Source organism: Bacillus sp. Cr_A10 (assembly GCF_029222665.1).
In the GTDB taxonomy this organism is placed as follows: domain Bacteria; phylum Bacillota; class Bacilli; order Bacillales_A; family Planococcaceae; genus Psychrobacillus.
Window position 1 is genome coordinate 132,982 of sequence record NZ_JARHXR010000013.1, and the last position, 26,379, is coordinate 159,360.

At 35.9% G+C, this 26,379-nt stretch carries 24 protein-coding genes; 11 read left to right on the forward strand and 13 right to left on the reverse strand.

Going from position 1 to position 26,379, the window contains the following annotated elements; genetic code table 11:
* Nucleotides 1-75 precede the first annotated feature (75 nt).
* Both P2Q73_RS14755 and cax read right to left on the reverse strand, forming a co-directional pair.
* Nucleotides 76-1,014: an MBL fold metallo-hydrolase gene (locus P2Q73_RS14755; protein ID WP_275788613.1), complete on the reverse strand. Its 939-nt coding sequence runs from the start codon at nt 1,012-1,014 to the stop codon at nt 76-78.
* Nucleotides 1,015-1,156: 142 nt separating this feature from the next.
* On the reverse strand, nt 1,157-2,212 hold the full coding sequence (cax, locus tag P2Q73_RS14760) for a calcium/proton exchanger (RefSeq protein ID WP_053590788.1): 1,056 nt from the start codon (nt 2,210-2,212) through the stop codon (nt 1,157-1,159).
* A 333-nt stretch (nt 2,213-2,545) separates the two neighbouring features.
* Between cax and P2Q73_RS14765 the strand changes: the two genes are divergently transcribed.
* Both P2Q73_RS14765 and P2Q73_RS14770 read left to right on the forward strand, forming a co-directional pair.
* Nucleotides 2,546-2,848, forward strand: a complete 303-nt coding sequence (locus P2Q73_RS14765; protein ID WP_275788617.1) for a YunC family protein — start codon at nt 2,546-2,548, stop codon at nt 2,846-2,848.
* 117 nt (nt 2,849-2,965) lie between these two features.
* Complete coding sequence (locus P2Q73_RS14770; protein ID WP_231687580.1) at nt 2,966-3,325, forward strand: hypothetical protein; 360 nt, start codon at nt 2,966-2,968, stop codon at nt 3,323-3,325.
* Here the strand turns inward: P2Q73_RS14770 and P2Q73_RS14775 are convergent.
* The 3 genes from P2Q73_RS14775 to P2Q73_RS14785 all read right to left on the reverse strand — a co-directional run bounded on the left by P2Q73_RS14775 (nt 3,322) and on the right by P2Q73_RS14785 (nt 4,982).
* On the reverse strand, nt 3,322-4,326 hold the full coding sequence (locus P2Q73_RS14775; protein WP_275788620.1) for an LLM class flavin-dependent oxidoreductase: 1,005 nt from the start codon (nt 4,324-4,326) through the stop codon (nt 3,322-3,324). The two genes, P2Q73_RS14770 and P2Q73_RS14775, sit on opposite strands and share 4 nt — an antisense overlap.
* Before the next feature lie 19 nt (nt 4,327-4,345).
* Nucleotides 4,346-4,627, reverse strand: a complete 282-nt coding sequence (locus tag P2Q73_RS14780) for a DUF3219 family protein (RefSeq protein ID WP_053590792.1) — start codon at nt 4,625-4,627, stop codon at nt 4,346-4,348.
* Between the two features lie 94 nt (nt 4,628-4,721).
* A complete protein-coding gene (locus P2Q73_RS14785; RefSeq protein ID WP_275788622.1) occupies nt 4,722-4,982 on the reverse strand; it encodes a hypothetical protein in 261 nt (86 codons plus the stop codon).
* Nucleotides 4,983-5,169: 187 nt separating this feature from the next.
* On the opposite strand from P2Q73_RS14785, the gene P2Q73_RS14790 reads away from it, so the two are divergent.
* On the forward strand, nt 5,170-5,379 hold the full coding sequence (locus P2Q73_RS14790) for a small, acid-soluble spore protein tlp (RefSeq protein WP_275788624.1): 210 nt from the start codon (nt 5,170-5,172) through the stop codon (nt 5,377-5,379).
* A 47-nt stretch (nt 5,380-5,426) separates the two neighbouring features.
* Here the strand turns inward: P2Q73_RS14790 and P2Q73_RS14795 are convergent, their stop codons facing one another.
* Together P2Q73_RS14795 and P2Q73_RS14800 are read right to left on the reverse strand one after the other, a co-directional pair.
* On the reverse strand, nt 5,427-5,999 hold the full coding sequence (locus tag P2Q73_RS14795; protein ID WP_056828628.1) for a hypothetical protein: 573 nt from the start codon (nt 5,997-5,999) through the stop codon (nt 5,427-5,429).
* A 149-nt stretch (nt 6,000-6,148) separates the two neighbouring features.
* Nucleotides 6,149-7,075 (reverse strand): serine hydrolase domain-containing protein, encoded by a 927-nt coding sequence (locus P2Q73_RS14800; protein ID WP_275788628.1) that lies wholly within the window; start codon nt 7,073-7,075, stop codon nt 6,149-6,151.
* Nucleotides 7,076-7,215: 140 nt separating this feature from the next.
* Between P2Q73_RS14800 and P2Q73_RS14805 the strand changes: the two genes are divergently transcribed.
* On the forward strand, nt 7,216-7,890 hold the full coding sequence (locus tag P2Q73_RS14805; RefSeq protein ID WP_275788630.1) for a hypothetical protein: 675 nt from the start codon (nt 7,216-7,218) through the stop codon (nt 7,888-7,890).
* Between the two features lie 39 nt (nt 7,891-7,929).
* Here the strand turns inward: P2Q73_RS14805 and P2Q73_RS14810 are convergent, their stop codons facing one another.
* Nucleotides 7,930-8,619 (reverse strand): YqjF family protein, encoded by a 690-nt coding sequence (locus P2Q73_RS14810; RefSeq protein ID WP_275788633.1) that lies wholly within the window; start codon nt 8,617-8,619, stop codon nt 7,930-7,932.
* Nucleotides 8,620-8,964: 345 nt separating this feature from the next.
* Between P2Q73_RS14810 and qoxA the strand changes: the two genes are divergently transcribed.
* The 4 genes from qoxA (at nt 8,965) to qoxD (ending at nt 12,775) form a co-directional block, all read left to right on the forward strand.
* Nucleotides 8,965-9,888 carry a cytochrome aa3 quinol oxidase subunit II gene (qoxA, locus tag P2Q73_RS14815; protein ID WP_053590797.1) on the forward strand — a complete coding sequence of 308 codons (924 nt, stop codon included), beginning with the start codon at nt 8,965-8,967 and terminating at the stop codon, nt 9,886-9,888.
* 61 nt (nt 9,889-9,949) lie between these two features.
* On the forward strand, nt 9,950-11,899 hold the full coding sequence (qoxB, locus tag P2Q73_RS14820; RefSeq protein WP_056828634.1) for a cytochrome aa3 quinol oxidase subunit I: 1,950 nt from the start codon (nt 9,950-9,952) through the stop codon (nt 11,897-11,899).
* Nucleotides 11,896-12,492: a cytochrome aa3 quinol oxidase subunit III gene (gene qoxC / locus P2Q73_RS14825; RefSeq protein WP_056828636.1), complete on the forward strand. Its 597-nt coding sequence runs from the start codon at nt 11,896-11,898 to the stop codon at nt 12,490-12,492. Before qoxB ends, qoxC begins: the two co-directional genes overlap by 4 nt.
* Nucleotide 12,493: 1 nt before the next feature.
* On the forward strand, nt 12,494-12,775 hold the full coding sequence (gene qoxD, locus P2Q73_RS14830) for a cytochrome aa3 quinol oxidase subunit IV (RefSeq protein WP_053590800.1): 282 nt from the start codon (nt 12,494-12,496) through the stop codon (nt 12,773-12,775).
* A 22-nt stretch (nt 12,776-12,797) separates the two neighbouring features.
* Here the strand turns inward: qoxD and P2Q73_RS14835 are convergent, their stop codons facing one another.
* From P2Q73_RS14835 to P2Q73_RS14845, 3 genes are all read right to left on the reverse strand, one after another.
* Nucleotides 12,798-13,031, reverse strand: a complete 234-nt coding sequence (locus P2Q73_RS14835; RefSeq protein ID WP_053590801.1) for a hypothetical protein — start codon at nt 13,029-13,031, stop codon at nt 12,798-12,800.
* Nucleotides 13,032-13,165: 134 nt separating this feature from the next.
* Nucleotides 13,166-14,629, reverse strand: a complete 1,464-nt coding sequence (locus P2Q73_RS14840) for a hypothetical protein (RefSeq protein ID WP_253278868.1) — start codon at nt 14,627-14,629, stop codon at nt 13,166-13,168.
* Between the two features lie 203 nt (nt 14,630-14,832).
* On the reverse strand, nt 14,833-19,290 hold the full coding sequence (locus P2Q73_RS14845; protein WP_275788641.1) for a S8 family peptidase: 4,458 nt from the start codon (nt 19,288-19,290) through the stop codon (nt 14,833-14,835).
* Nucleotides 19,291-19,930: 640 nt separating this feature from the next.
* On the opposite strand from P2Q73_RS14845, the gene P2Q73_RS14850 reads away from it, so the two are divergent.
* The 3 genes from P2Q73_RS14850 (at nt 19,931) to P2Q73_RS14860 (ending at nt 21,484) form a co-directional block, all read left to right on the forward strand.
* Nucleotides 19,931-20,314, forward strand: a complete 384-nt coding sequence (locus tag P2Q73_RS14850) for an SLAP domain-containing protein (RefSeq protein WP_275788643.1) — start codon at nt 19,931-19,933, stop codon at nt 20,312-20,314.
* A gap of 77 nt (nt 20,315-20,391) precedes the next feature.
* Nucleotides 20,392-20,565: a hypothetical protein gene (locus P2Q73_RS14855; protein WP_275788646.1), complete on the forward strand. Its 174-nt coding sequence runs from the start codon at nt 20,392-20,394 to the stop codon at nt 20,563-20,565.
* Between the two features lie 112 nt (nt 20,566-20,677).
* A complete protein-coding gene (locus P2Q73_RS14860; RefSeq protein WP_275788649.1) occupies nt 20,678-21,484 on the forward strand; it encodes a S1C family serine protease in 807 nt (268 codons plus the stop codon).
* Between the two features lie 145 nt (nt 21,485-21,629).
* Here the strand turns inward: P2Q73_RS14860 and P2Q73_RS14865 are convergent, their stop codons facing one another.
* Both P2Q73_RS14865 and P2Q73_RS14870 read right to left on the reverse strand, forming a co-directional pair.
* The gene (locus P2Q73_RS14865; RefSeq protein ID WP_056828642.1) at nt 21,630-22,388 is read right to left on the reverse strand and encodes a hypothetical protein; all 759 of its coding nucleotides are present in this window, start codon (nt 22,386-22,388) and stop codon (nt 21,630-21,632) included.
* Nucleotides 22,381-26,199 carry an AAA domain-containing protein gene (locus P2Q73_RS14870; RefSeq protein ID WP_275788653.1) on the reverse strand — a complete coding sequence of 1,273 codons (3,819 nt, stop codon included), beginning with the start codon at nt 26,197-26,199 and terminating at the stop codon, nt 22,381-22,383. Before P2Q73_RS14870 ends, P2Q73_RS14865 begins: the two co-directional genes overlap by 8 nt.
* Between the last annotated feature and the right edge of the window lie 180 nt (nt 26,200-26,379).

The window sequence follows — 26,379 nt, forward strand, 5'->3', positions numbered from 1 at the left end:
CAAATTACCGTCTTAAAATCTACAAAGGGATTAACTTTTCACAAACATTGTTTGTAGCTAATCCCTTCTAATCTATTATTTTGATAAGTAATCGATGATACCCATTGCACTTACTTCCATATCAAGCTGAATTAAATTATATACCTCATGGTCGTCTGGAATATTCTCCACTCGAAGATGGCTCCTCACTATGCTTAATAATTTTAGTGCAAGCTCTTCGTACCCTTTTTGTTCTGCAACTATATTTCTTGCTTCCTCCAAAAAAATAGGAAGCCAATTAGATACTTGGTTTAGAGCTTTTTCTGGAATGTCAGTCATACCAAAATGCCCATAATAAATATAATTTACATTTATATCCTTAATACGATCGATTGCCCTTTGCATTGCCTCCGGGTCGAATTGATTTGGTGAAGTAGACGGAAGGAACAAATGAACCCCTTCTGAAATCAATTGTTCATATCGAACTCCTACTGTATCTCCTGTAAACACACCATTACTAACAGGATCATAAATACTAAAATGATGTTTTGCATGACCTGGAGTGTCTAAAAATTTTAACATACAATTTGGACCAATCTTTAAAGTGTCTCCATCATTTTTTACAAGTAGTAACTCCTCTTGAATAGGAATTACCGGATCAAATAACTTCGAAAACTTTTCTCCATATACCGCTTTAGCACCAGCAACTAGTCTTTCAGGATTCGTTAAATGTCTTGCACCTTTCGGATGGACTACTACTTTAGCTTTTGGACATTCTCTCATTAGTAAGCCCGCTCCGCCCGCGTGATCTAAGTGAATATGTGTAACAATAATGTATTTTACTTGATCCAATGTAATTCCTAGCGCTTCTAATCCGGCTTTAACGTGCTTTACGGATGGACTTGGTCCTGTCTCAACAATCGTTATCTCTTCCTCTAGAATGACATATGTACCCGTTCGCTCAGCCACTCCTAAGTCATATCCATCTATCAAATAAATTCTATCGTTTAACTGGATTGGATAATCATTTTGCATCATCATTTCCCCTTTATTTAAATATTGACTACAATATTCAGCCTTTTCAATATTTTATCATTTATTAATAGTATAAACATACATAGATTGGCACAAAAAAAAGCAACACCACAGTTAGTGGTGCCGACTTATTATTTTGCTGCTAAAGAAGAAAGAATCCAATTCCCATAATTAAGTATGCTGCGAAAAGTGTTAACCCTTCAAACCAGTTCGATTCCCCGTCATTAGAAAGATTAATGACAAGTAATGCAGCAGTAATCATCGCAACCAATTCAGGTAACGTGAAAACTAGCGGCATTGCTTCTGGCATAAATAAAGAAATGATAACTAGTATTGGAGCTACAAACATTGCCACCTGTAGCGTAGAACCAACCGCAATTTCAACTGATATATCCATCTTATTTTTGGCAGCCATCGTAATTGCCGAAACATGCTCCGCGGCATTCCCAACAATTGCAACAATGATAACACCAATAAATAACTCAGACCAACCAAACTTTTCTCCTAGCATTTCAAATGTATGAACAAGCTGCTCTGAAACAAAAGCAACCGCTACAGTTGCAATAAGAAGCACTAAAATTGATTTACCCTTTGTCCATTCAGGTATCTCTTCTTCTTTCTGAGGTTGATCAGTGGAAGCAAATATACCTCGATGGGTAACAAGTTTAAAAAATAATCCTGCAAGATAAAGAGCAATTAAAACCACTGCAATTCCAATACTTAAACTCAATGTTTCTTGTGTATCCATTGATATAGAAAATACTTCTGGGATAACAAATGCAACAATTACCGCAAAAATAAGCAAGCCTGAGTTGTATCTTGCATCATGTACGCTAAACTTTTGACGTTTAAATTTTAATCCTCCTACAAAAAAAGAAAGTCCAAGCACAAGTAGCAGGTTTCCTAAAACCGAACCAGTAAGCGATGCGAGTACAATACCAACCATACCAGCCTTCAATGTAAATATAGAAATAATAAGTTCAACCGCATTACCAAATGTTGCGTTTAATAATCCACCAATTCTTGGTCCGCTTACAATAGCTAAACTCTCGGTTGCTTTCCCTATATATCCGGAAAGCCCGACGATACTTGCACAACAAAGTAAGAACATAATCATATCTGACCAATCAAAAAATGCGCCAGCCAGAACTAGTGGCACACCCCCAAAAACGAGAATGGCAAACAATTTGTCCACCAAAATCACCTCTTTATCAAAGTATACTTCCTTTCTATCTTCCCCATTTTGAAAATAAAAAAACAACTCTATACGGAAACTATATTTCTAATCAGTTTAAACGGCCTTTGGACTTGTGCTGGAGAATTTCTCGGGGTATCTCAGAAAATCTCAGAGTACCTCAGAAAATCTCGGGGTATCTCAGAAAATCCCAGAGTATCTCAGAAAATCTCCGGGTATCTCAGAAAATCTCCGGGGTATCTCAGAAAATCCCCGGAGTATCTCAGAAAATCGACGAGTAAACACTTTTCCTTCTACTTACATAAGTTAAGTGAGAAGAAAAGGAGTGATGTATAGATGATTCAGATGTACCCAATCGATATTGAAGGTCATACATTTATAGCAGTTTCTGTGGAGTTACCTAAAACAAACCTACTTACCGTTTCAAACGAAAAAGGATATATTATGTGCGGTGCCCTAGATGTTGCATTGTTGAACGAAAAATTAAAGGACAGGAAAGTAATAGCAGGAAGAGCGGTTGGCGTAAAGACCATTGAACAACTAATTAATGCGCCGTTGGAGTCAATTACTTTCCAAGCAGAAGAACTGGGAATCACAAAAGGAATGATTGGGAGAGAAGCACTGTTAAAAATGATATAAAAAGAGAGTTAGGCAGTTGAATGCCTAACTCTCTTTAAATCTATCTGTCATAATCTTTCTAATCTATTTATATACTTACCATATATCTATTAGTTTGGAGGGTTATCCTTGAATAAAGTGGAGTTCAAACAATATTTTGATATCGGTTATAAAGAAATGATTTTTACTGCAAATAATGGCGATACAGTTATTGCGATTAAAAGTAATTATTCTGTTCCATCCTCTATGGTGACTTCCTCCATTATTCATGTTAACGGTAAACGATTCGAAGAAAAGAGATGGGGGTTTTTCTTTACAGATTTAGTAGAAATCGAATCCAATGTACGAGCAAATGTGTATATTGAGTTAGAAAAATATGAGATTGATCCCGAAGACTTTGACGATGAGTCATTCATTCAACACTTAATAGACGAAGCAACCGAAAAAATACAAGAATCAAATGTATGTACTGCTCTAAATGAAATGGAAGTAGTCTAATCCTTCTGTATTAATTCGGCTGCAATTAATTTATAGGAGTTAATTCGGTCTTCCGCAGAATATGTAACTGTGTTGATCATGATTTCATCTGCTTGATAACTAGCTTGAAGTTCCATTAACCTCTGTTTCACGTCTTGGGGATTACCAATAATACTATTCTGTCTCATATTAACCAAAGTCTCTCTTTCACGAACGTCTAGTTTATATTGCTTTGCTTCTTCTATAGAAGGTACACCTTGCTGACCTTCCCCTTTTGTTTTTTGTAAAGACCAAATAAACGAGCTTAATGAAATTTCATCTGCCTTTTCGGTAGTTTCAGCACAGAAAACTGTGACAGTTACCATCACCTGAGGAACTTGTCCACCCTTTCTAGGTACATAAGCATCAAGATAGTCCTGAATAATAGTTGTTCCATCCTTATCACTCATAAATTGCCCAAATGTATAGGCAAGTCCATATTCCGCAGCAAGTAATGCACTTTTTCTACTTGTCCCGAGAAGCCAAGTTTCTGGTAATTCATCTGGAACAGGTGAAGGAGAAATTTTTGAAAACTGATGGTCAGCAGGAAAATCATTATTTAAAAAATGGAGTAAGTCTTTTAATAAACTTGGCATATTATACACGTTCTGCAAAAAATTTTCTGATAAAGCGTTTGTTGCTTCGGCTGACCCACCAGGTGCACGTCCAAGACCTAAATCGATTCGACCAGGAAATAATGTAGCAAGTGTATTAAAAACCTCCGCCACTTTAAAAGGTTTGTAATGCGGTAATAAAGTAGCACCCGAACCTAACCGAATCCTTTCAGTATTTGATCCAATGAATCCAAGGATCACTTCAGGTGCAGAACTTGCCAGACCAGGTAAATCATGATGCTCTGTCATCCAAAATCGAGTATACCCTAGCATCTCACCAACTTGTGCTAGCCTCATCGATTCATATAATGCCTCTCTAGCAGATTTATTGGACGAAATAGGCGATTGATCTAGAATACTTAACTTCATGAAACAAGTCTCCTTCCAATTACTCTTCGATTAAACTTAATTTATATTCTCCCACTTGACCTTTTTCATATAAATTTGTAATAGAAGTAGAATAATTATTAATGGTGCCCGTAAAGGACAAATCTCTCTCAGGGACTTTTACATGAAAAGTACCTTTGTATAGTAAAACTGCAATGTCATGATATTCTTCACTCGTTACACTAAAAACGATCGAAATTTGTTGTAAACCATTTACTATTTCTTCCTTATAACTGTCTATCTTTATACAAGCATTATCTAGCATAATTTCTTTTACAACCATGCAAAAACACCTCCGAATTCAGTACTTGTTTCCAGTGTACCATCTTCAAAGGTGTTGTACTCTATTCCGCTATTCTTTAGCTTGTTACTTCCTGTTAACTTAATCTGTTTAATCTTTCCTTATCTTGATTCAACTGCTCCTGCAGTGAACTAATAGGCTCCAAATTCCCTCTACTGTCTAAAGCCATTTTAACAGAACGCTCCGCACGGTCAATCATATCCTGTGCATTTTGAATAAATTGCTCTGTGGGATTAGTTAGAGCTTGCCCTACCGCAAAAGTAACATTATCAACAGAATTGTGCAGTTGAGAAATGACATTATCTTCTTTCCAGCTCATTTGGGTGTGATCTACCAAAGTAACGTCCTCCTTAGGTTTTTCTCTAATTCAATACGTCTTTACTATGGCAATTTAACACCATTTTTATTCATCTGAAAGTTTTCTACCAAAAGTTTTCCTTTAGTAATATAATCCTCAAATAGTTTTGTTGAATTTGGAAATACTATTTCATGAAAGATTCTAAATTAATCGAGGAGGAAATATAATGCCAAAGCATAATGATTCTGCTGATAATAAAGAAATATTAAAAAAAACAATTCATAATATGGAAGCAGCTGAAGCAGCGATGGAATTCGCTGAAGGAAAAGAACTTGCTGCAATCAAGGAGAAAAACGAACGACGTAAAGAAAGTATGGAAGAATTGAAAGATGAGATTGTGGCAGAAGAAAAATCCCGAATTAATGGGTATATTTAAAAGCCATAAATTAGCCCAATAATCGTTAGATTACTGGGCTAATTGAATTATTCAACACCATTTTCTTCGACATACTGTAAAGGTATTTGCATTGCTCTCACTGTACCATTTAAATTTCCTTGTAAATTTGTTACGTAACTATTTTGTTTCATCGTCATCATTTGTCCATCCTTAAAATAAAATTCATAATAGGATAATTCATCATCCTCAGGTAGCTTTACATAATAAACGAGCTTCTCAAGATCTTCCCAAGAATAGGATTGTTTTTCTTTTGAAAAAAGAGTCCGATAAGAAATTTCTTCCCCTGATAAAGTAATATAAGATAAAGAAGCAATATAAAAAACCAAGCTACTAAGAAGTACACAAAACACCCCTGCTCCAACCGTCCATTTCCGTATACCGAGAAATCCCAATACTAAACAGGCCAGAACGATTAAAAACAAGCTTACCCCAAATGTCACATAATTTTCCGTTGGTGCATACGTAATCCAAATACCTTTTTTGTAATAGAGCGTATTCACAACCGCTAAAGGTATAATAAGCAAATAAACAGGTGAAAACAAAACGATACAAGCCCCAATAGCCAAAAAGATATGCTTTTTATCGTATCTTCTATGCATCCCAATAGTCCCCTTTTTTTAAATCAATAACCTATTAAACGCGCACGCTGCGCTTAAGCCTCCGCAGAATAAATTACACCTTCGTCGCTCCCATATCCAGAAGATACCCTTAGACGCATTTGGTGCTGAAGAAGACAGAAACACAAGCTTTAAATTAAAAAACTTTTTTGGACTATTCTTAATGGCAGTAAGCTATTTTCATATATTTCACTCGTGATCACTATGACTATCTCTTCTTTTGGATAAATGAATATATATTGCCCGCCAAATCCTAATGCAAAATGATACGTATTTTCGTATGTAAAATATTGTTTATCATCCAGTTTATTTATCCACCAATGCATCCCGTAGTAACCAATTAATTCATATGTTTTAAAATATGGTGTAGTAGAAGTCTTTATCCATTCCTCCGAAACTATTCTTTTATTGTTATAAACACCATTTTGCAACATTAGTTGGCCGATTTTCATCATATCTGTCGCTTTTAAAACGAGCCCATCTGCCCCCTTATTGATGTTCATATTATCTGAATACCAATTAAATTCTTTAATACCTAACGGCTTGAACAAATACTTATTGGCAAATTCCTCCGTTTTCATGTTGGTTACTTTCTGGAGAATAGCAGATAATATATGGGAGCAACCCGAGTTGTAGTTCATATATGTGCCAACAGGATGGATTATTGGACGTTCTAGAACAAACTTCATTATATTCGGATGATAGACCATTGGTGCAAAGCTATTCCATTCACCAAATTCGGGAAAGTCCAATCCATCTGTCATCGTTAACAAATGATAAATAGTAATATCTAATTTACGACTATCCGTTTGTTCTTTAAAAAGCTCTGGGAAAAAGGTATAGACAGGTAAGTGAATGGATGTTAAATGCTTTTTCTCTAGTGCAATTCCAACTAAGATTGAAAGTACACTTTTGGTACAGGAATTCATTTTATGAACCTTTTCACGTTGTTTATTGTTTTTGTAGTATTCGAAAATACTATTTCCCTTTTGATATACAAGTAAGGAAGTAACTTTCTCCTTTTTTATTTCTCTTTTTAAGTAGTCAAAATCTATCATGTTTTTACCCTCTATTGATTCTTACTATTCAAAAAATTACTTACTATTATTATAATAAGTAACTTTTGGGAACTCAACCTTTTACTACTAATCACAAGAATGAATCCTTTCGAGTATTGTAACTTATAGGCAATTAAAAAATGAAAAGGAATGATGATATTTTGTATTTCCGTTATTCTTCTTATCCCCTAAGCTCGTTTTATAAGACTCCTTTTTCTCAATATACAGCTCCAGTTCGATTTATATTGAATCAAGAGGCTGATCATGATCAATTTATTAGTAAAAATGAATTCGATTTTATAAGTATGAATCGTCTTTTGTGGATGGAGCACGTCAACTGGACGAGAATGACAATTACAAGCATTGTATTTAACTTACCTGATTTGCCATTCGTCCAAGAACGGCTTTTAAGAAACGCAACCGATTTAGCGAATTGTATTCGTCCTTATTATGGAGACCAAATTGCAAATCAATATGAGGGGTTATTAAAGGAGCATTTAGTAATAGCAGCGCAACTAGTAACCGCTGCAGTAAAAGGTGATTCAACAACTGTGGAGGAAAAAGAAAAAGCATGGTTTAAAAATGCAGATGAAATTGTTGCATTTTGGAGCAGTATTAACCCTTATATTAATAAAGAAGAATTAAAAGAAATGTTTTATACTCATTTGACATTAACAAAATCAGAGGCAGTTAATATGATTGAAAAAAATTATAAAGTGGACATTGAGGTTTTTGACAAAATCGAAGAGCAAGCTTTAGAAATGGGAGATATGATTGCCGAGGCAATCATCAAGCAATTCCCTCAATATTTTTAATTTAAAAGGTTTCAGAACAATAAAACGTTCTGAAACCTTTTATTTCTCTTTGATAGGTAAATAAGATCGAACTTTTTTCCTTTTTGAGTAGTGAGCGATTGGTGGATTTTTTTGATAATCACCTTTTAGAAAAGAAGCCATAGAATTTTCTACAACTTCCCCTTTAACATTTTGCAATTTCCATGGAGCATGCCAAATATCCACACGGTATAAATCATTATTTATTTTTGTCCATAAACAATAACGCTCTGTCAGCCAACGTTCTAATGAAGTTCCTTCCATAATTTCTGGCATCGGCTCAAATGAAGTGATTAGCGTTTCGGGAATTGAATTCGCATTACTCACTTTACTAGAAACTGAAAAAATGTTGTTTCTTTTTTGTAAATGGATATTAGCTTGACGATAAGGTAAAAAGTTTCCTATGGTCGCCAATTTTACGATTACTGGATTATTCGCATCTAAGCTAAAGAAAAAAACACCTGATTTCCCTTTATAGCTGACGTATGTACGAACGTTTAGTTCTAAATAAGAACTCAATCCTGGAATAGGGGGGACAAGTCTCGGGCGATTACCTTTTACCTGAAAAGAGACTAAACCAAGCCAAGCCATATTGTCATATAGATCTAACTTTAGCTCCGAAGGTATGTGATCACGTATATCCTTTGCCGAAACTGGCCAATGAAGGAAAAGGACATCCCGCCATTCCTGCGTCATAACCCATGGTCTCATTCCAAAATTCGTCTCCTTTCTGCCTAGGATCTTTTAAGAATTATTTCCAAATAGGTGAACCTTCAAACTTGCAAAAGTTTGATATTATTAATTTTTTGATTTGAACCAAGATTATCCACAATAATGAATACTTTTTGACATTTTACCTCTGTTTTCACAATTGTGTTACGGAACTATTTTAATTTGTTCATATCTTCATGAACATTTTGTGAAGCCCGATTCTATTAGTTTGTTTTTTAAAGTTGCGGTAATAAGATAGAGGCACGGATAGGAATTCCTCCAATCAGTATTCGCATGAATTAGTTACCACAACTTTTTATAAACAGAATTGAAAGGGGTACAACTATGAAATTAAAAATGAAGTGGGCTCTAATGACGATGGTTTTCACTATTGCCACTGTGTTAACAGGTTGTGAACCATTACTAGTTTTAGACCCGAAAGGTCCTCAGGCTAAAACTCAGGCTGATGATATTATGCTTTCTATCTGGCTGATGTCAGGTATAGTTATTGTCGTTTTAGCTATTTTAGTATTTGTGCTAATAAAATATCGCGCTTCTAATCAAAGTAAAGATTACGAGCCACCTCATATAGAAGGAAGTCCAATCGTTGAAGCAATTTGTATCGGTATTCCTATTTTGATCGTCATTTTTCTTTCAATCGTTTCTGTAAAAAGTAATTATGAAGTAGAGGCGACTCCAGCAGGATATGAAGATCAAGAGCCGTTAATAATTTATGCTTCTTCTTCTAACTGGAAATGGCATTTTAGTTATCCAGAAGAAGATATCGAGACTGTTAACTACTTGTACATCCCTGAAGACCGTGCAATTGAGTTTAAATTATATTCTTATGGACCAATTACTAGTTTTTGGATTCCACAATTAGGTGGACAAAAATATGCCATGGCTGATATGGTCACCACCTTGCACTTAGCAGCAGATACACAAGGTGAGTTTGTTGGAAGAAATGCTAACTTCAGTGGAGCAGGATTTGCAGAAAATACATTTGAAGTTACAGCTATGTCTCAGGCAGACTACGATGATTGGGTGAAAGAAGTACATGAAACAGCAAAACCTCTAACCGAAGAAAAGTTTGAGGAATTATTAGAACCAGGCCATCTTGGACGTTCTACTTACACAGGAACACATTTAGAATTCTCACCTGCGCCTAACCATGACCATGGCTCTACTGAAACGGACGCAGAAGAATCAGAACACGAAAATCACGAATCAACTAATACCGATGAGGAATCAAGTCACGCTCATCATTAATTAGAAGTTTATTAGATTACTATAGTTCAAGCTATAGATTCCTGAAAGGAGTTACAAAAGTATGGATTTCTTTGATCGCTTTGCCGTACCACATCCAAGCTTTTTAATATACGCATCCATGGTTGGTATTGGTCTTACGATGATTGCTATAGTCGTAGGAATTACCTACTTTAAGAAATGGGGATACCTTTGGCGCGAATGGATCACAACTGTTGATCACAAACGTATAGGGATCATGTATTTGCTATCAGCCTTACTTATGCTGTTCCGAGGTGGCGTTGATGCAATTATGATGCGCTATCAGCTGTCAATGCCGGAGAACACGTTTCTAGATTCTCAGCATTATAATGAAGTTTTCACAACACATGGGGTCGTAATGATTCTGTTTATGGCTATGCCGTTCATTATATTTTTCTTTAATTACCTAGTACCATTACAAATCGGAGCACGTGACGTTGCATTTCCTCGTCTAAATGCATTGAGCTTCTGGTTATTCTTTATGGGAATGGGATTATTCAACATTTCATTTATAGTGGGTGGATCACCTGATGCTGGTTGGACTTCTTACTTCCCTCTTGCAGGGAATGAATTTAGTACATCCGTTGGTTCGAATTATTACATGATTGCTATTCAAATCGCCGGAATTGGTACATTAATGACTGGTATTAACTTTATAACGACTATCTTAAAAATGAGAGCTCCTGGCATGACTCTTATGAAAATGCCAATGTTCACTTGGTCTGCATTTATCGCAAACGTCATCATTGTTTTTGCTTTCCCTGTATTAACAGTATTGCTTGCAATGGGGACAATGGATAGATTATTTGGAACAAACTTCTTTACAACCACCAATGGTGGTATGGATATGCTTTGGGCTAACTTGTTCTGGGTTTGGGGACACCCTGAAGTATATATCTTGATTTTACCTGCATTCGGTCTATATAGTGAGATTATTTCAACCTTTGCACGACGCAACCTTTATGGTTATAAGTCCATGGTTGCTTCAATGGTAGTCATTTCTTTACTATCATTTGTAGTTTGGGCTCACCATTTCTTCACAATGGGCCAAGGTGCGTTAACAAATAGTATATTCTCCATCACAACGATGGCAATAGCTGTTCCGACCGGGGTTAAAATATTTAACTGGCTGTTCACCCTTTGGAAAGGGAAAATTGAATTTACTACCCCAATGCTTTATTCCATAATGTTTATCCCACTATTTACATTAGGTGGAGTTACCGGAGTAATGCTTGCAATGTCAGCTGCTGACTATCAATATCACAATACGATGTTCTTAGTAGCTCATTTCCATAACGTAATTATTCCAGGTGTGGTTTACGCTATGCTAGCTGGTCTTACATTCTATTGGCCAAAAATATTTGGTTTCATGTTAAACGAAAAGCTTGGTAAATGGACAGCTTGGATTTTATCAGTCGGATTTGTCCTAGCCTTCATTCCAATGTATATTACAGGCTTAGATGGTCAGGCACGTCGCATGTACACTTACTCTGAATCAACCGGTTTTAGTGCGTTAAATATGGTTTCTTTCATTGGTGCAGCAATTATGGCAGTAGGTTTTGTCCTTCTTGTCTACAATATTTACTATAGTACTCGTTATGCTTCAAGGGATATTGCTAGTGACCCATGGGATGCACGTTCACTTGAATGGGCAACACATACTCCAGTACCAGAATATAATTTTGCAATTACACCACAAGTTGCATCGACACAAGCATTTTGGGATTCAAAGAAAAATGGTCATGAATTATTCAATGGAAAAATTGAAAAAATTCACATGCCAAATAACAGTGGTTTACCATTTATCATGAGCTGTATCTTCTTTGTCTTTGGATTTGCGATGATATTCAGCATTTGGCCACTTGCCATAGTGTCATTGATCGGTATTTTAGCTTGTTTGACTTATCGTTCATTCGAGAAAGACCATGGAAGATATATTTCTGTAGAGGACATCGAAGAAACTGAAAGAAAATTGCGAGGTGCTAAAAAATGAAGGTAGATAACTCGCTTCCACTTGAATACAGCACGGAAGAAAATAGCTTAAAAATCTTAGGTTTTTGGATTTTCATTGGTGCGGAAATTATGCTTTTCGCGACACTATTTGCATCTTATTTTACTTTAGAAAATCGTATTGGCAATGGACCTTCTGGGGCAGAAATTTTTGAAATTACACCAGTATTAGTTGAAACGATTTTACTATTAACAAGTAGCTTTACGATTGGACTTGCCATTCATGCTATGCGAATGAACAATAAAAAAGCGACAATGGCATTCTTTGCGGTTACTCTTATACTTGGGGCAGCATTCGTAAGCTTCGAAATTTATGAGTTCATTCACTATGTGCATGTTGGAGCAGGGTTACAAACTAGTGCTTTTACTGCCATTTTGTTAACGACCTTAGGAACACACGGATTACACGTTACACTTGGTTTCTTCTGGGGATTATTTATCCTATTGCAGATCAAAAAACGTGGCTTGACTCCGGAAACAGCCAATAAATCATTTATTTTCTCTCTCTATTGGCATTTCTTAGATATTATTTGGATTTTCATCTTCAGCTTCATCTACTTGAAAGGAATGATGTAATATGAAAGAATTATTCCCTCTTAAACAAGTAATGGGCTTTGCATTCTCATTAGTTCTTACAGCAGTGGCACTATTAGTGTATTTTACTGATATGTCCTACTCAATTGGTATGACTGTTCTTCTCCTTACGGCATTTATACAGGCTGGTCTTCAGCTGGTAGTATTTATGCACGCAGGTGAGACCAACGATAAAAATTCTATTTATGTAAATATATATTATGGTTTAATCCTTGCTATATTAACCATACTAGGCACCTTGCTGACGTTGGTTTGGGATATGTAAACAGAAAAAAGAGAGCGTCATTTTAGACGCTCTCTTTTCTATATTCTTTAGAGTTTAATACCATTTCTTCCGAAGCAACTAGAATCATCCCTATTAGAAAAATAAAGACTGCTCCCATTACTATTCCAATACCTACACCCATAACAGTACTATATTCGCTTATTAATGATCCATATAAAAAGGTAGCTATTCCTACAGTTAACAAAATTGCACCTACAAATTTTGTAGCATGTAACATTTTCACGTATGATTCCATTTAAAACACCCCTCTTACTCTATATTATTCAACGTGTTCACAAATTTGTCAAATACTTTTTGTCAATTATATGAACAATCGGTAATAAAAAAGAACTGCTACAAAAATGTCACTTGTAGTAGTTCTTTATCCTATTATCTATTAGATAAATCCTCGCCAAAAATAGATACACTTTGTCTTTCGGTGATAAATTCGCTTCCATTCCAGCTTAATACATTTTGAACATACCCTAATGCATCCGCATGATATCTTCCCGCGATTCTTTGAAATGCAGTAAGCTCGTAAGTTCCGTCTCTAGCGAAATCGATTGGATATAAACCACTCACGGGATCTACCCAACCCTCAATCGGCTCTTTTAATGTTCCATTTTCGTTATAGATCTCCGATAAATATTCTTCCCCCTTATAAGTTAAATCCAATGTATATTTCTTCAAAGGATAACTACTAGTTACAGTCGCTTTAAATTGATTTTGATAGTTAACCTCATATTTTGACTGTTCGTTATATTCTTCTACATCAAACACTTGACGCATGTTCCCTTCCATATAAGAAAAAATATAAGCGTAAATCGTACCACCACTTCCACCTGTATCTATGACAATCAAAATGTCATATACCTGGTTTCCAGTAAAATCTCCGAGAAATAAGGTAGGATTATAGCCAGCATTTTGCTTTAGTGAAATTCTCTCTACTATATTGTCTTTTCCATATAGAATATTTAACGTAATGTTTTGCCAAAACGGGCTATCTTCTCTCTTCTCACCCGTAAGGTAGATGGTATCCATAATACCATCACCTGTCACATCTCCTCTAGTATGTGTAATAATACCTTGACCGTTAGATTTATTATCTTGTAAGAGTCTAAGAATCTGTTGTTTTTTATCTAGCAACATATCTCTTGAAGGGTATGGGGAGCGAAAGGACAAATCTTTATCAATGGAAGCTAAACTTTGTTCCAAATCACCAGCTTTCTTCTGTGCATCAGCCAAATAGTACCAGTAATAGGAGAAATCATTCGTTTGTAATAATCTCTTGTAGTAGTCCCCCACTTTTTTAAAGTAATAAGGATAGACATCCTTTGCTCGTACTAGTCCACTATCGGTGAATCGATATACTTCTACTTTATAGGCTTCTCCAGTATCATGAGTCCAAACCGCCATTTCATATTGACCATCCTCTCCATAAGTACCTGGCATATCTTCTACTTCCAACTTACTATATACAAGATCCTCAGTAGATAGCTGTACAAATCCACTATTTGTCCATTGCAACAGATCTAATTGAGACCATATACTACCTATTTGCCAACCTACTATCAATGTATTGATCCAACTATCTGTTATTGGCGCTGCCATTAAATTTGCTATGCCATAACCATTACCTTGAATATGAATTAATGGAAGCCATTGTTCATGATTGTTCTTTAATATTAAGAGATAGTTTTGTTCTTCATGTCTATATGCGCCAATTAATTCTTCCAAACGATCTCCATCGATATCTGCTAGAATTACAGCCGGTATATCTTGGGGTTCCGGTAACTCTAGAATCTCTGCATTTAGAGGCAAAAAGTTCTTAAACACATTTACATAATAATTCATCGCACACCCCTTTCAACACATCATATGCGGAGTAATGAAAGGACTACACTAGTTTTTTATAGGAGTTTTATTTTCAACAAAGAGGGTCATTTTTCCAACTAAAAGCTCTTTTATTCCATCTAAAGTTTTTATTTTTCAACTAACTATAAAACTAAAAAATGCCAAAGAGGATTTTTATCCTCTTCGGCATTCAATAGAATCGTTTATTCCGCCATCTTTTCAGCAGGTGTTTCCGTTTCAGCAGGCGCATCCACAGGAGTCTCTGCAGGTGTCTCAACTGATGGTTGAGCTGAAGGCGCTGCTACATTGATGTATAATTTACCCGCTGCTCTTTCGCGTGTTTCGTTTTCGAAGCTGTCAACAGCTTTTACTTCGATAACTGCTCCGTTGGCAACAGTATCTGCTGGTACTGTCCAGTATCCGACATAGTGACCATTAGATTGTTCCATCATTGGTAATTCCGTAGCGTTTTGAACATCTCCAACATTTGTTAGTGGCATATGGATGACAAATGTTGTCTTCAATCCTGGCTCACTATCAAATTCAATTTTAACGCTTTTACCTGTTGTCAATTGAAGGTCTTGTGCAGGTTTTAAGTTCTCAATGACAGGTGCATCGTATTGTGCAGTTACTGTCACTTTTTTGGAAGTTTTATTTTTAGCTTTATCTTGAGCGATGACTGTAATTTCATTCGCACCGTTCTCAAGAAGTATACGTTTTGAATATTTTCCATTAACAACTTGTGCAGTTTGACCGTTAACCTTTACGAAGTCAAGGTTTGCGTCTGTAACGGTACCTTCGACAGTTACCGATTCACGATTAGTTTTATCACCATCTTTTGGGCTTGTTATAGTCATTTCAGGTTTTATTGTATCTAAAATCACTGTAACTGGTTCAGATTCACCTGTAGTTCTGCCATCTAACACTGAAACCACTTTGAACTCATTAGCACCTTCCGTAAGTGTCGCAGGGATTGCAAATTTACCGTCATTGCCTACAATAACAGATCCAGAATCTTTACCGTTTTGTTTCAACTCTATAGTAGCAGTCGGTGATGCTGTCCCCTCAACAGTCAACGCTTCTTGACTTGTTGTCAAATTAGCAGCAGGAGATGTGATGACTGGCGCGCTTACTTCATAGCTTACTCGAGCACGAATCATATAGTTACCTTCAGCAGTTGGTGATGGAGACCAAGCACCAGAAACTCCTTGATAACTTCTTCCTGCATTTGTTCCATTTTCATCTGTTGCTAAACCTGGTGTATTTGGGTTTGCAAAAGTTTGGCGGTATACCATGAAGAAGTCGCCATTTACGACAATGTTGTGTTCAGTTAAATTCACAACTGTCCATTCACCGTTACGTAAAGCTGTTGCATCTATCGGGCCTGCAAGCATCTTACCTGGTGCACCATCTGCACCTGTAGCATCCCAAACTTCAACAGCAAATGCAGTTCCACCAGGGACTGGCCATTCAGTGTCCCAGAATCGGAATACGCCATCTGTCACGATACCGTTTTCTTTGCCTTCAGGTAGAGACATTTTTACCGCCCATGCATTTCCTGCTGCATTAAAAGCACGAGCATTTTCAGCTGAACCGTCATCATAACCTATTTCTCCACCAGGATACGTGTAGAATGGCTCTAGTGCAATATTTTGCGTAATTGCTTCATCACCAATAGTAATGGAAACTTCTTGGCTATGGTAGCCTCGAGCAACTACTTTTAATGTGTAATCACCTTCGTATGCTGTAAGTGAATAGTTACCCGATGCATCCGTTTCCACAGGGGTGATGTTTGCATCTTCCACAAGTAAAATTGTTGCTCCTGCAACACCTTCACCTGTCGATTGGTCCGTAATTGTACCACTTACTGTATTTTGTGCTACTTCATCTAAAGTGAAATTAGCAGTTGTTGTACCATCAGCTTCAATCGTTACAGATTGTTCTTCTGAGGTGAATCCATAAGCTTCCGCTTTTACGGTGAACGTTCCTGCACCATGTGTTAATGAATAAGAACCATCAGCTGGATTTGAATAAACCGAGCGTCCTGATTCTAGTACACTAACTTGAGCACCTAATGGTAGAAGGGTAGGATTAACAATTGTTTCTTCTACTGGTGGTGCTTCTTTTACAGGTAATACAGGTCTGATTGTCTTTGGATCAACCGCTTCTTTTAATGCATCTTTGTCTTTATCCTTGTTATTTCCGTTATTTGTATTTCCATTATTTCCGTTATTTACGATTGTTCCTTTATTTCCTTTTGATACTTTTCCAGTTTGTGAGATATTAGCTAAAGATACATCATCGATATACCAGCCATCTCTTTGAACGCTTCCATCAGAGAATGCATTAAATCCAATGTAAATACGTTGACCAGCATAAGCAGACAGATCAACCTCTGCACTTACCCATCCATTCGATTGACCTTGAACCATTAGTAATTGCGTCCAGTTTTCTTGGTCAGTCGAAACAAATACATGTCCATAATCCCAAGCTCTTCCTGAGGAAGATTGCTCAAAATTGTGCCAATGTTTGAACTGCAAGTATGAGTTTCCTTCTGGCAGGTCAATTGGAGGTGCAACAAGTGTCGCGTTCATGCGATTCGCGTATAATCCAGCTAAGTTTGTTGCATATACCTTTTCACCTGATGCAGCATTTCCTGGTCCAGATGTAGGCACGCCCCATTCCCAACTGTTTTGTTCTCCAAATGAATACCAACCCGTTGGCTGTCCTTCAAAGTCTTCAAAGTATCCAACCGTAATTCCTGGTTTCACTTGAACAACATATTCTTCACTGCTTACTTCATTATTACCAAAATCGTTTACAATCCATTTGTACGTAAATGAGTTACCTGTGATTAATTCACCAGGAACTACTACACCGAACTCTCCAGCTTTATAATCACCAGATTTGCGACCAGCTTCAATTACTTGCCAAGCTCCATCTGCATCTTTATAGTTTAGAATAACTGAAGCAACGCTAATGTTATCATTAACATCTATCGTCAATTCTAAATCCATTCCCGCATACGTCTCGCTTGGAGCTGTATGTTCGAATGTTGGTGCTTCATTGTCATCACCTTGTTGGGTTACTTGTCCTTTTAATGTTCCTAATCCAGTAATAATCGAGGATACTGCTTCATAAGCATCCACTAACCCATATCCATATGCATGGTTAGGAACTGCTGGATATTGAGCATCTGTCAAAGGATTAGCTGTATTAAGCAAAATTTCCTCCATTTCATCAACCGTCAAGTTCGCATTTACTTGTCGAAGAAGTGCCGCTACACCAGATACCGCTGGACCTGACATAGATGTCCCATTCCAACCACCTTCATAGCCACCACCCGGTACGGATGAACGGATATTTACACCTGGTGCTGAGATATCTGGTTTAATCTCCGCATAAGGCGAAGGACCACGTAGTGAGAAGCTACCCACTTTGTTATTAATATCAGTTGCACCTGTCGCAAATGATTCAGGATAGTTTGCTGGTGCTGCAACCGATCCTGCACCACCTGGATTTGAAAGCGTTGTGTTACCTGCAGAGAATTCAGGGAAAATTTCTGCTGCACGCCAGTTAATAACTACGTCACGGTACCATTCATCAAGACCAGGACCGCCACCCCAAGAGTTATTAACAATGTCCGGAGCCATATCAACACGTGCGTTTCCAGCTGCATCAGTTGGTGCTAAAATCCATTGTGCCGCCTCTAACAAGTCGACATCAGTACCACCAGCTGCTGAGAAAGCTTTTACTGCAATATATTTTGCTCCCGGAGCTACACCAATTTGGTTTGCACCATTTGGTTCACTACCAACCATTGTTCCTGTTACGTGCGTCCCATGGTCAATATCATCATATGGAGTAGCTCGTCCAGCTGTTGCATCAAACCAGTTATAGTCGTGTGTGACTTGTCCAGTTGCTGCATTGTAACCACGATATTTTTGTTTTAAAGCTGGGTGATCCCACTGAACTCCTGTATCGATACTTGCTACTACCGTTCCTGAACCATCAATGCCCATCGCCCAAACATCTGGTGCTTTCACACGCTCAATGTTCCACTCGATATTTGCAGTTTCTGCTTTAGGAACGACCGCATTTTCTGTTTTTGTTGTAAACAGTTGACGAGTTTCATTTGGCAATATTTTTTCTACTTCTGCGAAAGTTGCTATCTTTTCAGCTACTTCCTGTGTCGCAGTAACTGCCATCCCATTTACGATGTAGTAGGAGGTAAGATCTTCGGCATTTCCTTTCGCTATTTCTTGTTCTAAAAATTGTTTAACCGTTTGTTGAGACTCAATAGACGTTGCCTTTAACTCAGACACAACAGCAGAGCGTTGAATAAGCTTTGTATTATGAGCTGATAGGTTTGCTTCATCTGCATTTTTTCTTGCTTCTTCAGCCACTTGAAGAGAGTCAGATTTTTCCTTGAATTTAATCAGGAATGTAACCTTCTCATCGTTTTTAAAGTTTTCAAGCAGACGGCTATTTAATTTGTCTTTCACAGAAATGTTATTAGAGCTTGAATCTCTGAACGATTGATGAAGCTTACTAGTTGTTTCTGCGCTTACAACATTTGGTGCTACTAGCGAAAACGTCATGAGTAAAGATGCTACAACACTAAGAGCTTTGACTGAACTACTTTTCTTCCTCAACTTCATTCCTCCTTTGAATTTCACAAAAATTAAATTAACGTCCGCTGCTCGCCCTTGTTTAAAAAAGACTAAATAAAAAACACCTTTACCTCCTTTCCTAAGTTACTTAGGCAAACAGAATCAATGGTGTCGTTCGTGAATCTCTTGTTGTTAAGTATCACTATATTTGAAATGAAGTGTGAAATTTGTCGTACTTTGTCGTTATTTTTCAGAATTTTCGGAAATAATAACTGTTTACTATTTTACACTAAATTATCAATAGTTCTATTTATCTATGAAAAATTAATATTAGTTTAATAGAGCATTGGTATCATTGGCATTATAGAGAATATCAAATTTTTATCATAACTACAATTTTTGGTTATTTTTTCTAAAAATACTTCATTCATCCTATTTAATCATTGTAGTCATATTGACTACTAATTTTATTAATCATTATTTAGTTCTTTTTATCCATATTTCTAATTTATGTTTAGAAGGAATTAGTAATTATAGAACATACACTTAAAAATCTGCTATTATTCATATATTGGATAGTAATGGATTGTTTTATTAGGTTATTTTTTCCAAAATTATTATAGTTATTAATGTAGTCTTAATTAACTGTTCGATAATAGGCCAATACTAATATAAGGAGGTTTCACGAATGCAAAAGCTTGAGTTTGAAGCATCATGGGATAAGTCCTTATCCAGTAAGGATCGAAAAGAAATCGAAGAAATTTTCCTCCAAACATACAAAACGGAGTCTCAAGATATTCTTCTAACACCAATTTGGCAAGCAGTGAATCATAAGAGTGAATTATTGATTACTGTACTTGTACATAATTTTTCTGAAGAAGAGATTACTTTTTATAATAAAAAATTAGCTTATATGGAAAATGAAAATTTTCTTGTTGAGCATACTTTTACACTACAAACATTGAAAATTAAACCCAAAGTTAGTATGCCATGGACTTTCATATTTCCCGTTGAGAGCCTAAAGAATTATGCTACATTTCAAAACGGTCATTTAGTCATTATTAATAATTAGTCCATATTTGATATACATCTTTTACTCCTATTGAACCAAGTTAAAGAGGTATGAAAAATTTTAAAGGAGGTTACTTTATGAGTGAAAATCGCAGGGGCGCTAGCAACAATAACGGTTCTATGGCAAAAAATCCAAGTAGTAAGAAAGAAGAGATATCTCTAGAATTAGCTGAACTCGGAAACTTAAAACCAAAGCATGAACCAATGACCCCAAATCAACGTGAAAAAAGCGAGAGAGAAAAATCATACTAACTACAACATGCAAAGCAGTCCTATAAGAATGGGCTGCTTTGTGTTATGTAGAAAGAGCTAAACTTTGTGTATAATACTTCTTAACATGTGTTTGAAACAAAGGCGGGTGCGTATGGATCCAAATGAAAAACAACATAAGGATGATTGGAAAGAGGAAGAGCTAAGCGAAGAAGAGTTTCTCGAACTTGTATTAGAGGCACAGAGGGAAGCACTTCAGAAAGAAGCTCTTGAAAATAAGAGTAATAGACCAAAGAGACCTTTTCCAAAATGGGTATTCTATTTGATGGCTTCTATTCTGTTTGTCAGTACATTTGCATCAATCTTTCAAATTTACTCTATTCCAGCTATTGAATTTATTAAAACGTCTGCAAAATTGTCTGCTCAGGAAGAGATAGCAGTTTATAAAAAGTCTGTCGTAGTCATATTAACAGATGATAGCAAAGGAACCGGCTTTTCTATATCAAGCGATGGTATGATTTTGACTAACTATCATGTTGTGGAAGGTAATGAAACTGTAACAGTTGGTTTTCCTGATGACAGGCGTTTTCGTGCTAAAGTAATAGATACATATCCTTCTGTCGATCTTGCTGTATTAGATATTAAGGAGGAGGATCTCCCATTTTTGGAGCTTGCGGAGAGAACTACTTTTGAAGCTGATGAATCTATATACTTTATTGGTAATCCACTAGGTTTTACTGGTATTGCAAATGAAGGAACAATTATTGATTATACTCAGTTAAGTGATTGGGACGTACCTGTAGTCATGATGAAAGCACCGGTTTATCGAGGGAATAGCGGAAGCCCTGTTTTGAATAAAGATGGTAAAGTAATTGGGGTTATTTTCGCCACATTAGATCATGATGAACATGGCAGGGTCGGATTATTTGTGCCTATAGATGAGTATCTTAATACAAAATAATACAAAGAGACCCCTTAGTGCAGGAAACTAAAGGGTCTCGGTTGTGTGAGAATTGGTCTCGATTTTTGAAATTTGGTCTCGGTTACCGGAAAACTTGTCTCGCTTACATTTACATTCGTCTCTTTCTGCCACTTAATGTAAAATACTATTCTAAATAAGTTTTCCGCCAATCCAAGCGTTCTTTCTCATTCAGTTGGTTTTCGAGTTTTTCATCCCACCGCTCTAATAATGTATTCCATACTCGTGCATATATGATGTCTTGTTTTTTATCATACAAAATAAATTCTATACAAGGAATATCATCGATATATAAATCCGTCGATGAGACAATTTCAGATAGTACCGTCTGAACGTCTCCTTCTCCTGATTCAGCACCGTTTATACGGAGTGCATTTATCAATGTCTCATCCTCAAAAGACAATTCTTCATCCAGATATCCTTCTTTTACATATCTATAAACTTCTAATTCTTCTTCACCCGTTGCTTCCTTAAGTTCACCTTCCAAGAATGCCTCATGAGAAGGGCTATATAGTATATTGTTAGTCTCAGGCTTCTGTTCCTCTTCAAATATGCCATTTGCTAATTGTTGGTTTCCTTTATCTGTAAGCCTATATCCGCTCTCTATCTTTTCTAGCAGAAGTGTTCTTTGCATTAAATCAATTAAATCCTGTATAAAAAGTTGCTCTACAAGTAATAATTCACTTAATTCTTCCGCATTTATCTTTGTAGTCTTTTGAAAAGCAATGAGCATCATCTTCATAAGCACGTCCATTTTTGTTCGCTTCACACATATAAATTCAGCCTCAATCGAATGAACTGGTATGCTCCACATAGATGAATGCATAATTTTGACGTTCAAATTCTGTTGCAGTTCTCTTTTTAATCGGTTTTCCAACTCACGCATTTTCTAGAACTCCTATTACATTTCCTTTTATATCTTTTAGTCCATCTTTATTTTTTACAACCTCTAGCAAGCCACTGTACATTTCTCTAGCATCTTTTCTTTTAGCACGTTGAGTGAACATTTCAGTACTTCCTACTAGAACTAGTAATTCCCTAGCTCTGGAAAGGGCTACATTTAAACGTCTATAATCATTCGCAAACCCTATATCGGCATTATTATCTTTGTTATTACGTACCATGCTTAAAATGATAACATCCATTTCCATCCCTTGAAATTTATCTACCGTCCCTGTTCGGAAAGTCAAATTTTTAAAGTTTGTCTCTTGTTGAATTAATCGATCAATTCTTTTCACTTGCTCTCCATAAAAACTAATTACCCCAATACTCTTTCTTTCATCTAAGCCCATTCTTCCTTCACTTTTCGCAGACTCTGTAGCTTTGTCTAAATCCATCAAAACGTCACGTATAGTATTCAATTCACCTTGGTTAAAACGACTTTTTCCGTCCTTTACTTTTTCTTCAAAGTAGGATCTTTCGTTAGGTATATCCATCCAAATTAAATGATCACTTCTTTTAACGTAGTGTGAATCTAGTAAATGATCACGTACTGTATCAGAATCGACTAATCCACATTGCAATCGATAATTCTCCTCTGCGTAAAAGGGAGTAATCGTCTCCATAATACTTTCGTGCATGCGATACTGAATGGCAAGCATCGTTTTATTACTCTTAGGTAGATTTTTAAATAGTCTTTCGAATAAAGACTCCTTCAAGAGTTTCTTCAGTTCGTCCTTTTCCTCAAAACTATCACTTTCTTCTAGAATTACTTTTAAAGTTTCATCCAGCGTATCTTCCCCAACAAGTGGAGGTAACTGATGATGATCTCCAACTAAAATTATTTTTTTACCTTTTAGCATTGGTAATAACAATTCTGGAGGTGTAGCTTTTGAAACTTCATCGATTATCACAACATCAAAGACAGGATAGTTGTCCATAAACTCTTTTCTTGCGGAAGCTACACAAGTTGTTCCAATTACATTTGCATGTCTGACATAAAGCTTTCGAATTTCATCTAAATCATGGTCATTTGCTTCACTTAGTAGAGAAAACCATTCGTTTTGAAGTTCCTGTGTAATAGGTAAACGTTCTTTTTCACGCGTTAAAGAGAGCTTCTTTTCAGATAGTTTTTCAATTTCAACTACCACTAGCTCGCGCTCTTCCTCTAAATTTTGCCTTAATAATTCATCTAAAGCTTTAAGCTTTCTTTCCTGTTCTAATCCTTCGGAATTAATTCGTTTACCTTCTATCTCTGATTTTGAGAGAGTATCTTTATAGGATTCCAATTGATCGGAGCTAACCCGCTTTTCATTCTTTTTAAGTTCTAGTCGATTTATATACTGTTTTAAAGTTTCTTCTGTTTTCTTTAAGTCATTAAATAAAATTTCTTTTTGTTGTAGTTCTTCTTCTAGTTTTTGTGGTGACTGTATATTCTCTATATCTTCAAGTTTTATTTTAATATTTTTACTTTTCTCCATTAATACATTTAACTTTTCGCTATTGGCTGTACCATTGTTTTTTAATTCATATATATCTCGTTCTGCTTGAATGATTGCTCTTTTAAGTTGCTCTTCCAATTCTAATTTAATCGTTTGAAAACGTTTAGTTGAGTCTGATTTTGAGTTGTTTAAAATTGTTCCTTGCTTCCAAACAAATTTTTTCCTTACGTTCAATCCTTCCCAATACACTTTTAGCTTCTCTAAATCGATTTCTCCTGACGTAAGCATTCGTTTCATGATATCTATGAATTGATGAATTTCTTTTACTGAGTAAGATGAATCAAAAAACACTCCGCTACTACCTACATTTTGTAATGATATATTGTTTTTTTTGAATATACTCTCTATGTAAACAATAGCTGATTGTAACCTGTTGTTTAGTTCTTCCCAGTCTTCAAATGACTGTATTTTTTCTATTAATTTGTCCAATTCTTCTATTTGCTTCTCTAACATAGAAAGTGGTGTAAACTCATAGTGTTTTATCAAACTCTTTAACTGTTCGAATTTACGCGTAGAAGGTATCTCCGTCAAAAACTGTTTGAAACTGTCTATTTTAAGCTGCCGCATTTTAAACTTTTGTCTTGTGTCATTTACTAATTTTTCGGCTTCACTAACTTCTTGCATTATTTGCTGATAATAAAGCTGATTTTTAATAATCTCTAATTCAGCTTCTAAAAGTTTTAGTTTTTCTTTTAATTGTTCACCAGATGGATTGGCATGAATAAATTCTTCCATCTTGGTAATTTCCATCTGCAGTCCTTGTAGCGTTTTTTCTAAAGTGGTTTTAGTTTTTTCTAATTCTTCTTGTTCTTTCTTTAAAAGTATCAAACTTCTTTTAAGCCCTTTTATCTCTTCCATTATTGACGTATGCTCAATCTTGGCATTTTCTTTTTGTGTTATCTTTTCTTTTAATAAAACCAATTGAGTTTGAAGAGAATCAATTTGTTGTTCAAGGGTAGTAATTTCAATTGATAATTGTTCTTTTTTTACGGGATGAGAGTTTAACTCTCTTTGTAGTGCACTAAGTGTCTGGTCTTTCCAATATTGCCCTACATTTTCCTCTATGAACTTCTTACCTTCTTCTTCAATGCTTTCAGTACGGCCGAAGCGCAAAATACGAATGTCTTTATTTGAGAGTAATCTACTAAGTGCGTTATCAACAGCTAAATTGGACTGAGAAGCAACTAAAGTTCTGAGTCCCGCCTTTGCATTTTGTTGACAGATTTCGGAAATAACGGTGGTCTTTCCTGTTCCTGGTGGACCTTGTATTACATATAAATCTTTCGCTGACATAGCACCTGTAACAGCTTCTTGTTGAAACTCATTCAATTGATTATGAAATTTCAGTTTCTCTGTCTTATTTGTAATACGTATAGCGGGTCTATCTTCAAATAATATTTTTTCAAGATTAGCATTTGCTGCAAGCCCGTTTTGTAAATCTTCAAATCCTTTGCGAAGTCTTCTAATTTGGCTCAGTGTAGCAAAATTACTAAATACAGCTTCTTTTGTTTTGGGGTTCAATTGATTTCTTCTTGCCATATCTCTGATCTTTGGCTTTAAATCAATTTCTATCGTTTTCTTAGAACGATCGACCTTCAAAACGTCACCAATATCATATTGATATCCCTTCAACGCAACGCTAAGACCTTTTATTTTATTCCACTCATTTCCGTTTAAGGTAGTACCAATGAGTGTCATTCTAGAAAAATCTTCATTTAACATTATTTTAGAAAATTCTGTAGTAATATCTGCAATATCAGCATTTCGTTCTTGTATTTTTAAATATCCTTCCCAACTTGTAATTCGTTTTTTTACATATTCTGATCTTTCCTCAGCAATAGGCAATTCACGAATTTTAGTGTGGAGTTGAATTGGTAGGCCCGCTCCATTATTTCGAGCTGTAACAAACTTCAAATTTACAGCTAAACGGCGATTTGTTCTGATTCTAGTTTTCTCTCCTCTTACATGAAAACCAGTAGCTAGAAACCCATCATTCTGAAGTACACATTCCATTACAGCAACTTTACCATTTAACTTATCTGATAGAATTCTATTCATTTCATTATCAAAGTAAAGAGAAAGCGACGTGTTTCCATGAGAATTGACCGGTCTCTTCTCCATATATATAGCAAACGATTCCTGCATTTTAAAAAAGGCATGTTCATCTGTAGACCATTCTAGAATACCTTTACGTGCATTATTCGTCACAATAAGATTGCTTCGGAACGTTTCTATTCTAGTTAATTCCTTCTCCATGCACATGCCTCCTTACAAATTAATCAACCTATCTATGTTAGCACTTTTTGAGCAAATCTTGAATGGAGAAGGTTGGATTTTAATTTTCATCATTAAGTTTTTGTTAAAATTGAATATTTTGTGAACTTTTATTTGATATTTTTTTAATAGTTTCATATTATTAAATTACAGTTTAGGACA

Excerpts from the sequence above, each read along its gene's own strand:
- P2Q73_RS14755 (WP_275788613.1), bottom strand. The coding sequence starts at position 1,014 with ATGCAAAATGATTATCCAATCCAGTTAAACGATAGAATTTATTTGATA.
- P2Q73_RS14765 (WP_275788617.1), top strand. The coding sequence starts at position 2,546 with ATGATTCAGATGTACCCAATCGATATTGAAGGTCATACATTTATAGCA.
- P2Q73_RS14775 (WP_275788620.1), bottom strand. The coding sequence starts at position 4,326 with ATGAAGTTAAGTATTCTAGATCAATCGCCTATTTCGTCCAATAAATCT.
- P2Q73_RS14780 (WP_053590792.1), bottom strand. The coding sequence starts at position 4,627 with ATGGTTGTAAAAGAAATTATGCTAGATAATGCTTGTATAAAGATAGAC.
- P2Q73_RS14790 (WP_275788624.1), top strand. The coding sequence starts at position 5,170 with ATGCCAAAGCATAATGATTCTGCTGATAATAAAGAAATATTAAAAAAA.
- P2Q73_RS14795 (WP_056828628.1), bottom strand. The coding sequence starts at position 5,999 with ATGCATAGAAGATACGATAAAAAGCATATCTTTTTGGCTATTGGGGCT.
- P2Q73_RS14800 (WP_275788628.1), bottom strand. The coding sequence starts at position 7,075 with ATGATAGATTTTGACTACTTAAAAAGAGAAATAAAAAAGGAGAAAGTT.
- P2Q73_RS14805 (WP_275788630.1), top strand. The coding sequence starts at position 7,216 with ATGAAAAGGAATGATGATATTTTGTATTTCCGTTATTCTTCTTATCCC.
- P2Q73_RS14810 (WP_275788633.1), bottom strand. The coding sequence starts at position 8,619 with ATGAGACCATGGGTTATGACGCAGGAATGGCGGGATGTCCTTTTCCTT.
- qoxA (WP_053590797.1), top strand. The coding sequence starts at position 8,965 with ATGAAATTAAAAATGAAGTGGGCTCTAATGACGATGGTTTTCACTATT.
- qoxB (WP_056828634.1), top strand. The coding sequence starts at position 9,950 with ATGGATTTCTTTGATCGCTTTGCCGTACCACATCCAAGCTTTTTAATA.
- qoxC (WP_056828636.1), top strand. The coding sequence starts at position 11,896 with ATGAAGGTAGATAACTCGCTTCCACTTGAATACAGCACGGAAGAAAAT.
- qoxD (WP_053590800.1), top strand. The coding sequence starts at position 12,494 with ATGAAAGAATTATTCCCTCTTAAACAAGTAATGGGCTTTGCATTCTCA.
- P2Q73_RS14835 (WP_053590801.1), bottom strand. The coding sequence starts at position 13,031 with ATGGAATCATACGTGAAAATGTTACATGCTACAAAATTTGTAGGTGCA.
- P2Q73_RS14840 (WP_253278868.1), bottom strand. The coding sequence starts at position 14,629 with ATGAATTATTATGTAAATGTGTTTAAGAACTTTTTGCCTCTAAATGCA.
- P2Q73_RS14845 (WP_275788641.1), bottom strand. The coding sequence starts at position 19,290 with ATGAAGTTGAGGAAGAAAAGTAGTTCAGTCAAAGCTCTTAGTGTTGTA.
- P2Q73_RS14850 (WP_275788643.1), top strand. The coding sequence starts at position 19,931 with ATGCAAAAGCTTGAGTTTGAAGCATCATGGGATAAGTCCTTATCCAGT.
- P2Q73_RS14855 (WP_275788646.1), top strand. The coding sequence starts at position 20,392 with ATGAGTGAAAATCGCAGGGGCGCTAGCAACAATAACGGTTCTATGGCA.
- P2Q73_RS14860 (WP_275788649.1), top strand. The coding sequence starts at position 20,678 with ATGGATCCAAATGAAAAACAACATAAGGATGATTGGAAAGAGGAAGAG.
- P2Q73_RS14865 (WP_056828642.1), bottom strand. The coding sequence starts at position 22,388 with ATGCGTGAGTTGGAAAACCGATTAAAAAGAGAACTGCAACAGAATTTG.
- P2Q73_RS14870 (WP_275788653.1), bottom strand. The coding sequence starts at position 26,199 with ATGGAGAAGGAATTAACTAGAATAGAAACGTTCCGAAGCAATCTTATT.